Here is a 12,706-nt window from a genome sequence, read left to right on the forward strand (position 1 = left end):
ATTATTCCTCTCCTTCATTAGTAAATGCTTGATACTCATCTTCGTTTAGAAGTGTGTCTAACTCTTCTGGATTGGACATTTCTACTTCGACTAACCACCCTGCTTCAAATGGATGCTCGTTAATCGTCTCTGGGGCACCTTCTAACTCTTCGTTTACAGTAACTACCGTACCTGAAACAGGTGAGTAAATTTCGGAAACTGCTTTAACTGACTCGATCGTTCCCATCGATTCATTGACAGTTACTTCATCATCAATCGCTGGATTTTCAACAAAGACGATATCACCTAACGCCTTTTGTGCATAATCAGAGATTCCAATACGTACACGATTTCCTTCTAATTGTTGCACCCACTCATGTTCTTTGCTATATCGAAAACTTGATATTACTTTCGTCATTGTATTTTCCCCTTTTTTTTCATTTTTTCACTATTGCCATAATTCAGAATATATTTCTGATAATTTTACTTTTAGGTAGTCGATTTCAGGCTGCATACCAGGTAACTGAAATTGACTCTAGAAAACTACGATAACTCTATTAAAATATTTCCGCTTATCTTTTGTAGAATGGTACATTAACAATAACGGCTTCAATCTGTTTATTTCGGATTTCCACTTTTATCGGCGTACCCACTTCAGCTTGATCGGCTGATACTAAGGCAAGACCTAAGCTTTTCTTCAAAGATGGTGATTGTGTTCCTGATGTAACAATACCTATTTCCTCTCCATCTTTAGAAATTACCTTGTAACCATGACGCGGAATCCCACGGCCTGTTACTTCAATCCCTACTATTTTTCGTTTTAATCCATCTTCTTTTTGTTCTGTAAGAGCAGATTTTCCGATAAAGTCACCTTCTTTATTCGTCTTTACGACAAAGCCGATTCCTGCTTCAAGCGGGCTGATATCTTTACTAAGTTCTTGGCCATAGAGTGCAAGACGTGCTTCAAGACGAAGCGTGTCCCGTGCACCTAGTCCGCATGGTTTTAATCCACTCGTGGCTCCTGCCTCTAAGATCTTTTCCCAAAGTACTACCGCTTTGTCTGCAGATAAATAAAGTTCATAACCATTTTCTCCTGTATAACCTGTACGGGATACAAGTACGTCGGTAATCCCAGAGATGTTGACATGTTGGGCGAATTTAAAAGAACCAATTTCTGATAAATCTATTTCCGTTAACTTTTGCAAAATGCTTTCTGCCTTTGGTCCTTGGATGGCAAGCTGAGCGATGTCTTCCGAAATATTTTGGAGCGCCATCTCTCCTTTTACATGCTGCTTCATCCATTCGTAATCTTTCTCAATGTTTGCGGCATTAATGACGAGTAAATATTTTTCATTCCCTAATTTATAAACTAATAAATCATCTACCGTTCCACCGTCTGGATAACACATTGCGGTATACTGTGCTTGATTTATGCTAAGCTTTGTTACATCGTTTGTAACAAGGTAGTTAATATAACTCTCGGCATCTTTCCCTTCCACAAGTACTTCTCCCATATGAGAAACATCAAAAAGTCCTGCTTCAGTTCGAACAGCTTCATGCTCTTCTAAAATGCTGGTAAATTGAACCGGCAGAGCCCAGCCACCAAAATTTATAACTTTTGCTCCGTATTTTTTATATACTTCAAAAAGCGGTGTTTGCTTTAATGCTGTTTCAATACCCATCGTTTACCCCCAATTATGATTTTCTGCAAAATAGTTCAACTGTTACCGGTTTCTTTATTGCCAGGAGACATATCTCGCTGCCATGGCCGTTGCTCAAGTTTTCAGCAAAGGCATAATTCCATTAAGCTGTCCCTTTCTTTACACAGTAATTGGCTGTTGAAATAACGGATAACCATCACAAATCCCTTTGGTCGTTTCTTTTGCTTTCTGAAGAACGACTTTATTCCCTTTACTCTTTAGAACAGTTGCAATCACTTCACCAATTTTCACCATCTCTTCTTTCTTCATGCCTCGAGTTGTTAAAGCTGCTGTCCCCATTCGGATACCGCTCGTAACAAATGGCTTTTCTGGATCATAGGGAATCGTATTTTTATTAACGGTAATGCCTGCGTCTTCCAATAATTTCTCTGCTTCTTTTCCTGTTAAATTCCACGGACGCAAATCTAAAAGGACAATATGATTATCTGTTCCACCAGAAACAAGTGCTGCACCTTCATTTTTTAATGTTTCGCCGAGTGTTCTAGCATTTTCAATGACTTGTTTCGCATAATCCTTAAAGCTTGGTTGTAAAGCTTCGTTGAATGCAACTGCTTTTGCTGCAATGATATGCATAAGTGGACCGCCTTGAATTCCTGGGAATACGGATTTATTAATTGCTTTGATAATTACTTCATCATTCGTTAAAATGATGCCCCCCCGTGGTCCTCTTAATGTTTTATGAGTTGTACTTGTCACAACATCCGCATAAGGGATTGGGGATGGGTGAAGACCAGTAGCTACCAGCCCGGCTATATGAGCCATATCCACCATAAGTTTTGCACCAACTTGATCTGCAATTTCTCTAAATCGTGCAAAATTAATCGATCTTGGATAGGCACTTGTTCCTGCAATAATCAATTTAGGTTTTTCTTTCTTTGCGATAGCTTCCAACTCATCATAATCAATTAACTGAGTATCTTCTCTAACTCCATAAGACACAACTTCAAACCATTTACCTGAAACGCTGACTGGACATCCATGAGTTAAGTGGCCACCATGTGAAAGGTTCATTCCCATCACCTTATCACCAGGCTGAAGCAGTGCGAAAAAAACTGCGAAATTGGCTTGTGCACCTGAGTGAGGCTGAACATTTGCATATTTGGCACCAAAAAGCTTCGTTAGCCGTTCAATAGCCGTTTGTTCTGCCACATCGACAAATTCACATCCACCATAATAGCGCTTTCCTGGATAACCTTCTGCATATTTATTTGTCATCACGCTTCCCATTGCCTCTAATACATCCGGGCTAACAAAATTTTCTGATGCAATCAATTCCAGTGTTTGATGTTGACGTTGTCCTTCTTTCTCAATCGCTTCAAAAATGGTTAAATCATTTTGTTGTAAACTCATTTTATTTTCCTCCCAGACATTTTTTCTCAATTCTGAATTTTTACTTAATTATTAATTCCAATATGGTACCAGACACTATATTTCTTTCCCGCTACAGGCCTGCTTTTCTATGAAAACTGTTAAAAACAGTATGTTTTACAACCTTTTTTGCACGCAAAAAAGGACAGAAAAGGGTCGTAGCGTTCTCTACCCTTCTCTGTCCTTTTACCTGAGAGTTTAGCCCCATTTTTTAATAGAGCCTTTCCCCTTTGGTGGCGTATATGTTAATACGCGCTCTCCAGAGGTGCGTCCATTTGTGGTTCCATCTACCTGAGAGATTTGTTCCAAGGGTCTTTTTGGAACTTGCTCCTTCGGTGGCTTGTCGCTTTGCACTCTCCCACAACTGTCATCCGCTTATTCAATTTGGTACATTTAGAATAGTTGTTGAGAATAATTATGTCAAGCTTTTTTGAAAGCGCTAACACCACTATTCTAAAATAATTTTTTCGAATTATAATATGATTATCCAGATATCTTTGGCTTTTTATAATGGGCAGATTTTTTACTCACCGGGTTAGGAAAATATGGAGCGGCAACTATCTGGACAAACACCGCAAATTGAATCAAAGGGTTTCTTGCCCCTTAATTCCCCGCTACCTCTCTCTGATTCGCCTGTTCCACCTTCGTTTGGCGAATCTTATAAATCGTAATCAGCATAATGAACCAAACAGGAGTAACGAATAAGGCAACACGAGTGTCGCTCGCAAGTGCAAGAACAACAAGGACGAACGCTAGGAAAGCAAGGATCAAGTAATTGGAAATTGGATAAAATGGTAATTTAAATTTGTTCTTTTTCACTAGATCAGGTCTTGTTTTACGGTATTTCAAATGACTGATGACTGTAATTCCCCAAATAAAGATGAAACATACTGTAGAAATACTTGTAATCAAGGTAAATACTCCTTCAGGCATTAAATAGTTCAAAACAACGGAAATTAAAATGACGACAGTTGAAAAGAACAATGCATTGGAAGGTACTTTACGGTCATTAAGTTTTGCAAACGGTACAGGTGCATTTTTATCTTTGGCAAGTGAGTATACCATCCGGCTTGTACTGAAGATTGCGCTGTTACATGCCGAAGCAGCCGATGTTAGGACGACAAAATTAACGATACCAGCAGCTCCAGCAATACCTACAGCCACAAATACTTGGACGAATGGGCTTTCCGTTGGGATGATTGCGTTCCACGGATAAACACTCATAATGACAATAAGTGCGCCAATATAGAAAATTATAATCCGAATAGGAATATTATTTATGGCTTTGGGGATAACTTTTTCTGGATTTTCTGTTTCACCTGCTGTAAGTCCTACAAGTTCAATGCCCACAAACGCAAACACTACCATCTGGAATGAGAGGACAAAACCATTTATTCCATTTGGGAACATACCTTCGTGACTCCATAGATTCGTGAAACTTGCTGCGCCTGAATCAGTGGAAAAGCCTTTAATAATCATGAAAATACCGATAACAATTAATGCTAGAATAGCGATGACCTTTATTAATGCGAACCAGAATTCCATTTCGCCAAAAAGTTTAACGGTTGCAAGATTCATAAATAGCAGAATGACTAGGGCAATCAATCCTGGCATCCACTGAGGTACGGAGGGAAACCAATACTGAGTATAAAGACCAACTGCCGTTAAGTCGGCCATTGCGATTGAGATCCAGCAAAACCAGTAGGTCCAGCCGGTTACAAATGCTGCCATATTACCTAAATAGTCTCTTACAAAGTCAACAAAGGAATGATAGTTCAAATTAGATAAGAGTAGTTCTCCAAGTGCGCGCATGATTAAAAAGCAAATGATGCCTGTAATCATGTAAGCAAATAGAATTGATGGCCCAGCTAAATTAATAGATTTTCCTGCTCCAAGAAATAATCCCGTTCCGATTGCCCCACCAATAGCTATGAGTTGTACGTGCCTGTTTTTTAACCCTCTATCCAACTTTTGTTCCTGCATACGATCTCCCACTTTCTACTTTTATAGGCTACTTGGAATTTTTTCCTTATAAAGGGTCAGCCCTTCAATGAGTGTGAATTATTAGCGTACTGGGAGACTGACCTATCATTGTAAGCGCTTTCCTAGGTGGGTACTAGATATAGTTTTTTGAAATAAAGCTACCTACCTTTTTTGAAAATATAGCATTAATTGTACAAATCAAAGGATAGATCATTTATCTTCAGATCTCAATGCACACTTCCTCTCTTTTTATCTTTCCAGGTACAAAAAAGGACAGAGGAAAGATAGGTATTTTCCTACTTTCCTCTGTCCTTTTACCTGAGAGTTTAACTCCTTCGGTGGCCTATGGCTCTCTTCAGAGACGCGTCCAATTGTAGTCCTTTTACCTGAGAGATTAGTCCCTGCTTTTAGGATTTGCTCCTTCGGTGCTAAACATTGTTTAGACTCTCCCACAATCATCATCCGCTGATATAAAGTTGTTTTAATAGTTGTATATTATCGGGTTTTAATGGATATTTCAACGATTATCTGAAAAAACTCTATTTTCTGAAATTTAAGCATGGACTAATTTGAACTTTATGAACAGTATATTTTAGAAGTTATTAGCTATGAAAAATCAAGCTTATTAGCAGCTTTTCTATGTCGCAAAGAATCCCAAACAAGCTTATGTATAAGCAAAAATTTCGGCATTTTTCCGAAACAAAATTTAAAGCCCGGAGAGGACATAATAACTATAGTTTTAACATAATTGATGTATGGAAAAAGAGAAAATTCGAGACTCGCGAAAATCCTTGCAGCAGTAGAGATTGTCTAGGAGCTTCCTCCCTAAGTTCAGCAGTATTTTCAGAAGCCTTCTCTTCTTTAGCAACTTCCTCTTTGTCCCCACCACCTGCTATATTAGCAATGATGACAATTGCTAGAACCCATCCCCACCACTTCTTTGGCTTCTTTAGCTTGATTTTCTTTTCCTTAACCATTTTAACCTTATACCCCCTTTACAGTTTTTCCGACGGACTGTTGTAAACAGAAATAGAATAACATAATTTGGATCAATAAGGTTTATATTTATCATCACGTATTCATTTTCACAACGCTTGACGTGTTAACGAAACCATCTCCCATTACATTTTACCTGTGTCAAACCGGAACTCTAAGTTGGTTATCCTCTTCTTTTAAAACATATTCATATAGTATGATCAAATATATATACCTTATTATTTGCGTATATTCCTATTATAGATAGTAAGATATTTCACTAACAAATATTAACATCAAAAAAGGGAGGTGAATACTCAACTTAGCAAGTAAATAAACCATTCGAAAGAAGTATTGCTATAAAATAGAAAAAGCCATTGGAGCTCATCGCAACAATGACTGTTTCATATAATCGCTTTTCTAATATAAAAAAATGAATTGCATTAATCGTTAAATAGGAATAAAGAATGTCTTAAACAAGTTTTTTTAGTAAATCATACAATTTAAATAAATATACTCGTTCTAATTCCTTTGGTTCAACAGCGGTGTAATAAGGCTTATAAAAGAGAAAGTGCCATGTACTTAAATAAATGCTCCGTATACTTGTAAACAATGCTTCATAAAACCATAAAGCTTTTGAAAAATAATTTTCCTCATTCGCGGTAATTTCTTGATATTCAATTCTGATAAAAAGAGAATGTCCATTCAGAGCAACATCTGATTTAAAGTAAGGTGAACTTGTTGCAATCACTTCATCTGTTTCAACATCTGCTGTAATCGTTTCTACGAGTGATCATGTTTGGTTAGTACGGTTTCCAATATAGCTAAAATTTCTGGTGAATTTATCAATGTTTCGGCATCTTCGATATGATAGCTTTGAAACGAATCAATTTGTTCTTACGAATGGTTTTCACGGTAAACATGAGGTGTAACTCCGTACATTTCTTTAAAAAGACTCGTAAAGGACTTTATATTCGCATAGTAAAAGAAAATGACACGAAAGAAAATTAAAGAAACAAGAAACATTTACTTTTTGCTCCTTCTAAATAAAAGTAGAAATTATACGGGCGCTTTATGTGCCCGTATAATCGCACAGTTTTCGTCAACTCTACAATAGGCCTTAGAGAACTAACCAATGGTTTGTCAACATTTTTCAATAAACATATTAAATATTTCATGCTATACTAAATCTTTTAAACTAGACTAAATTTTGGAAGGCCGTTTTGCTTTTTAACTGTGCATAATCCATGTAAGAGTATAGTAGCATAGCAATGGAAGCTACTTTAAGAGCGGTTAGTAAACTATCAAGCTTATCTTAATTTTTTTAAGGCACCGCTCCATGCAATCGTTTGATCTAACATTGCATTGACATTACCAAGGTGTAAATCAGCTGGTTTAAATGTCTTGTAGTTTTCAAAGTCTGTAAATAGTGAAAATGTTGGATTTACTCGAACGTCCGCAACAAGTAATTCACCTAAGATGCCACGCAAATGTTCAGCTGCACGAGCTCCGCCTGTTGAACCATAGCTCACGATGCCCGCCGCCTTGTTGTTCCATTCATCGCGTGCGGAATCAAGCGCATTTTTTAATGCTCCTGTAATACTGTGATTGTATTCCTGTACGATAAAAACAAATCCATCTAAGCTGGAAAGTTTTTCTGCCCAAGCTGTTAACCCTGGTTCTTTACCAGTGCCTTCACCCAAAAAAGGCAATTTAAAGTCTGCAATATCTACGATTTCATAATTTGCATCTCCGCGTTTATCTGCTATTTCTTTTACCCAATTTCCTACTTGTGGACTTACGCGTCCTTGACGTGTGCTTCCTAAGATAATTCCAATGTTTAATTTCCCCAATGGTTTTTCCTCCTCGTTAATGTTTGTTTAAAATAATGAAGTTATAATTTTAATTGATTTATATGTTTTCAATGACTTCCACTAATGTGTAGTACCCACCTTCTGCATCTTCAATGAGATGATTTATCTTGTTAAGGTGTTCAGTAAATTCACTTTTTTCTAACCAATTTTTATGATGATCAACACTTTCAAAGGTAGTTATCATAATAGCCTTATTTTTATCAACAGAACGATGCCAACGACTATTAATCCAACCAGGAACACCTTGAGATCCCCTCTTAAAATTGAGAAGTTCTTCAGACTGTATCGCAACTAATTCATCTAGTTTGCCAGGTTTAGCTGTAAATACATTAATCCATACTATTAATTTACTTGAATTCATATACATAATCTCCTGTCATTTAAATTTATTTTTCTCAATGCGTTATAAATCTGCTCTTTCTTTTTCATTATTGGGTGTCAGTACTAACTGTCATGATTATTTAGGAAAAACTAGGGAGTTAATGCCCTAGTGAATGTTTGCACACTTTCCATTATAAATGCCTCAAGGGACACGGTCGGATAGTTCTCATCGGCATCCAGGTTGTTCATAAAGGCACCAAAATTCATCATCATGAACGACCACGCTTGCAGCTCTGGGTCTGTGTGAATAAGTTTTCCTTTTTCATACATCGTGTTAAAATAGTTTGTCAAAATTTCCAGTAACTGCCGAGGATGCTTTTGTGTTCTTTCTCGAAATCCGGGTAAATTGCCTTCTTCCTTGATACTTATCATAATCATTTTCCGGTTACGATTCATGATTTCATGATATGTTCGACTTATCAGTAGTAAGTCTGAATGTAAATCCCAAACGATTTGCCTTTCATTAAAAAGTTTTGTCATTTCTTCGGCATAGTGATATCGGTCAAATGCCGTTTCTAAAAGATTTTGCTTACTTCCGAAGCGACGAAACAGTGTCTTTTCACTCAAACCTGCCGCACCAGCGATTTCCAGAGTAGTAACACCATTGTAGCCTTTCTCTGCTATTAGATCGATCGCAGCAAAAAGTAGCTTATCATCGTTACTTAGATTATGACTGTTACTCATACTCTCACCTCTACCCTTCAAACTGTCAGTGCTTACTGTCATTTTTATTTTATTCTATTCATCAGTTTTAAATTTGTCAACAAAAATTTCCATCATAAGGTAAGTTTGTCATTATACTGAGGAGATGCTTAAGAACCCGGATGAAGTAATTCATCTTGTTATGTACCCATTGGAGATAAATGAGGAAGTGATCCCTCTTTATATTTTCCCGTTCCTTTCCTTATCGTAGAAAAATCAGGGTTATTAATTAAAAAATGTTTGAACGTGCAATATCTTGGTTTTGCCGGAAGAATTCTTTTAAGAAGAAAAAAAGACGGAGCTTTTTTGCTCCGCCTGTTTGCTAGAATATTTTTTTCTCATTCAACTCAATGGCTAATTCTTTAAAGAACTGAAGCGATTCAGGATTTCCCATGGAGTCTGGATTCACGACTTTATCAAACTCGAAACCTAACAATACTTTACGTATCGGGACTTCCATTTTCTTTCCGTTCAAAGTTTTAGGTATTTGTTCAACGACATGGATTTGGTCAGGAATAAAGCGAGGGGACACATGTCCTCTGATTTGTTCCTTGATTTTTGCTGTCAATGCCGTATCCAGGCTATTACCGGGCTTAAGGACAACGAACAGGAGCAAGGAAGAACCGCGGCCAAGCACTTCCCTATCAATGACAAGGCTTTCCATAACCTCGTCGATCGCTTCGACGACCCGGTAGATATCGCTAGTTCCCATCCGTACACCAGAACGGTTGATGGTCGAGTCGGAACGACCATAAATGATACAACTGCCCTTGTCGTCGATTTTTATCCAATCACCATGTTTCCAAATGCCGGGATACGTATCGAAATAACTCTCGTAGTATCTTGTCCCGTCTTGATCATTCCAGAAATAAAGCGGCATGGACGGCATGGGTTTGGTAATGACCAATTCACCGACTTCATTAATCAATGTTCGGCCTTGTTCATCAAAGGCCTCTGCACGAACACCTAATGCCCTTCCTTGTATCTCCCCTATTCTTACAGGTAATGTAGGAACGCCACCTACAAATCCGGCACAAACATCGGTTCCGCCACTGGATGAACTAAGCCAGATATCCTTCTTGACATTCTCATACACCCATTTGTACCCGTCACCCGACAAAGGTGCTCCAGTGGAAAAAAGGGCCTTCAATTTCGATAAATCATATTTTTCCATTGGCTTGATTCCTAACTTCATGGAATTCGTAAGGAATGGTGCACTTGTTCCAAAGAAAGTCATGCCTGTATCTTCAGCCAATTGCCAAAGGGCATCCATATCCGGGAAAGAAGGACTGCCGTCATAAAGAACGATCGTCCCTTCATTAAGCAAACCACCCATTAGGAGATTCCACATCATCCACCCTGTCGTCGTAAACCAGAATACCGTATCCTCGGAAGTCATGCCTTGATGCATTCTTGTTGATTTAAAATGCTCCAATAATATTCCGCCATGTCCTTGTACAATCGGTTTTGGCATTCCTGTTGTACCTGATGAATAGAGAATCCAAAGCGGATGATCAAACGGAACACTTTCAAAAGATAATTCGGCTTTTTCTTTTACTAGATCATCCCATGGAATCGTATCTGCCAGATTCTCTTCCAAAACCTTCTTTTCTATGTAAGGAACCATTACAGTATGCTTGACAGTAACCAATTCCTGTTTAAGCTGTGAAACAACGGATGTTTTATCATATACTTTTCCATTGTACTGGTACCCATCAACCGCAAGTAATACAACCGGTTCAATCTGTTTGAAACGATCAATGACGCTTCTTGCCCCAAAGTCAGGTGAACAGCTGGACCAGATGGCACCTATACTTACTGTCGCCAAGAAAGCTATGACCGCTTCAGGGATATTTGGCATATAAGCTACAACACGATCACCGGATTTCACACCAAGTCCCCTTAACGAATGGGCAACAGAAGCTACTTTTTCTTTCAGCTCTTTCCAGCTTACCTCTTGCAGCCTGATATTTTCGGAACGAAAAAAGATCGCCGTTTTCTCTACTTGATCATTCAATAATGCATTTTCAGCATAATTAAGCCTTGCCCCTTCGAACCATTTCGCCCCTGGCATTGAATGCTCCGCTAAAACCCGGTCATATTTCCTGTCAGCTTTTACATCACAATAATCCCAAACCGAAGCCCAAAAATCCTCCAGTTCATCAACCGACCATTTCCATAATTCATGATAATCTTGAAATGATAAACCTTTCTTTTCGTTTAACCATTTCATATATTGAGTCAATACCGTTTGCTCGATTTGTTCGTTTGTAGGTTCCCAAATGACTTGTCCATCTGTAAGCGATTTCATTTAATCATCTCCCTTAGGTATCGAATTCATCATTAAATCATTTCATAATAATTGGTAGTTTACTTAAATTGTAATGTATGAGAATAAAACCGTCAATTTACACTAAATTCAAATTGGCTCGTATCTATGAAGGGGCAGGTTAATAGAGAAGCATGTACCTTTCCCTTGTACACTTGACACATGTATCGATCCATCCATGCTTTTTATAACGCTATATGAAACCATCATGCCTAATCCCGTTCCTTTATTTTTTGTTGTAAAGTAAGGTTCACCTAAACGGTATATTTGTTCCTGTGTCATTCCAATTCCTTGATCTTGAATCTTAATTTGGATGGTGGGGGCAGCATGAATTAAATGTATGTATATTTCGCCATCATCTTGCATCGATTCTATGCCATTCTTTAAGATATTGAACAAGCACTGTTGGAATTTCTTCCTTTCCCCCATGATATAATAAGCTTCATCTTCGAATAGGGATAATTTCAATTCGATTCCATTATCGTTTGCCAAGGGATTTATACTGTTCACGACATGCTGAATTTCCTCGGATACCCTTAATCGCTCTTTATTTTCAGGGCTTATGGTAGCAAACGTCAAATAATCATTTATGACATCCGTAGCCCGATCTAATTCCTTCAACGCAATATTTGCATACTTAACCTTTGTATTGGGAGAAACGTCTTCGCTTAACATTTGAATATATCCCCTAGTAACTGTAAGGGGATTTCTGACTTCATGAGAGATGCTTGCAGCCAGATGACTAACGATTTGCAATTTTTCCGCTTTCACTAATTTTTCGAGAACCTGAAAATTAGTGAGAATGACCTCCCATAGTAATATTACAACAACAATTCCTATGACTTGGATCGTGAAGTATTGTTTCCATATACTTATGCCTATAGTAAGTTCAAATACTTCTGTTGAAATAAACTGTGTGAGACTGTGAACAATAAAGATTAATGAAATACCGATGAAGATTTTTTTACTGACTGACATTTTTAGATAGTATTTCGATATAAAAAACAGGGAAACACCAATTAGCGGAAAAGTGATGCATGATATATAAAATCCATTTTCCCCCCCTGTTAAATAGCGAATAAGTAGAGTGATGACAATTAATATGATTCCTAACCGGTACCCTCCATATAAACCGCCTAATAGAAATGGAATCCATCGAAGATCCCAAACAAAATCCTTTTCTGTGACAACGGGGAAAAGCATGCATAGAACAAGTGAGAGAATAGGGAAAATGGATAAGAACGATCCTTTTAATGCATCTAAACGGTATACGTACTTTACTAGATAGCTCATTTGCAATAAAAAAATCGGAAAAAGGATAATTAAAAAGTTAATCAGTAAATCTTTTGTCATAAGATTCATTTTTACACCGAACTTTCGATATTTTTCGAAGA

10 protein-coding genes and 3 riboswitches are annotated in these 12,706 nt (G+C 37.7%); all 10 genes read right to left on the reverse strand.

Translation table 11 applies throughout. The features are described from left to right. Window position 1: 1 nt before the first annotated feature. Window positions 2-397, reverse strand: a complete 396-nt coding sequence (gcvH, locus tag QUF86_RS19510; RefSeq protein WP_289335293.1) for a glycine cleavage system protein GcvH — start codon at window positions 395-397, stop codon at window positions 2-4. 154 nt (window positions 398-551) lie between these two features. Beyond that, window positions 552-1,661 (reverse strand): glycine cleavage system aminomethyltransferase GcvT, encoded by a 1,110-nt coding sequence (gene gcvT / locus QUF86_RS19515; RefSeq protein ID WP_289335294.1) that lies wholly within the window; start codon window positions 1,659-1,661, stop codon window positions 552-554. A gap of 138 nt (window positions 1,662-1,799) precedes the next feature. Then, complete coding sequence (glyA, locus tag QUF86_RS19520; protein WP_289335295.1) at window positions 1,800-3,050, reverse strand: serine hydroxymethyltransferase; 1,251 nt, start codon at window positions 3,048-3,050, stop codon at window positions 1,800-1,802. A 186-nt stretch (window positions 3,051-3,236) separates the two neighbouring features. Then, window positions 3,237-3,341: riboswitch (glycine riboswitch) on the reverse strand. A 330-nt stretch (window positions 3,342-3,671) separates the two neighbouring features. After that, window positions 3,672-5,051 (reverse strand): amino acid permease, encoded by a 1,380-nt coding sequence (locus QUF86_RS19525; protein WP_289316405.1) that lies wholly within the window; start codon window positions 5,049-5,051, stop codon window positions 3,672-3,674. Window positions 5,052-5,355: 304 nt separating this feature from the next. Further along, a riboswitch (glycine riboswitch) is annotated at window positions 5,356-5,412 on the reverse strand. Between the two features lie 3 nt (window positions 5,413-5,415). Continuing rightward, window positions 5,416-5,513, reverse strand: a riboswitch (glycine riboswitch). A 269-nt stretch (window positions 5,514-5,782) separates the two neighbouring features. Next, window positions 5,783-6,028, reverse strand: coding sequence for a hypothetical protein (locus QUF86_RS19530; RefSeq protein WP_289316406.1), 246 nt, complete (start codon window positions 6,026-6,028; stop codon window positions 5,783-5,785). Window positions 6,029-7,336: 1,308 nt separating this feature from the next. After that, a complete protein-coding gene (locus tag QUF86_RS19535) occupies window positions 7,337-7,879 on the reverse strand; it encodes an NADPH-dependent FMN reductase (RefSeq protein WP_289316407.1) in 543 nt (180 codons plus the stop codon). Window positions 7,880-7,937: 58 nt separating this feature from the next. Beyond that, a complete protein-coding gene (locus tag QUF86_RS19540) occupies window positions 7,938-8,261 on the reverse strand; it encodes a putative quinol monooxygenase (RefSeq protein ID WP_289316408.1) in 324 nt (107 codons plus the stop codon). Window positions 8,262-8,371: 110 nt separating this feature from the next. Next, complete coding sequence (locus QUF86_RS19545) at window positions 8,372-8,965, reverse strand: TetR/AcrR family transcriptional regulator (protein WP_289335296.1); 594 nt, start codon at window positions 8,963-8,965, stop codon at window positions 8,372-8,374. 340 nt (window positions 8,966-9,305) lie between these two features. Beyond that, window positions 9,306-11,294 (reverse strand): acetoacetate--CoA ligase, encoded by a 1,989-nt coding sequence (locus QUF86_RS19550; protein ID WP_289335297.1) that lies wholly within the window; start codon window positions 11,292-11,294, stop codon window positions 9,306-9,308. Between the two features lie 108 nt (window positions 11,295-11,402). After that, complete coding sequence (locus QUF86_RS19555; protein WP_289335298.1) at window positions 11,403-12,674, reverse strand: sensor histidine kinase; 1,272 nt, start codon at window positions 12,672-12,674, stop codon at window positions 11,403-11,405. Between the last annotated feature and the right edge of the window lie 32 nt (window positions 12,675-12,706).

The organism is Peribacillus sp. NJ11 (assembly GCF_030348405.1).
Lineage (GTDB): Bacteria > Bacillota > Bacilli > Bacillales > DSM-1321 > Peribacillus.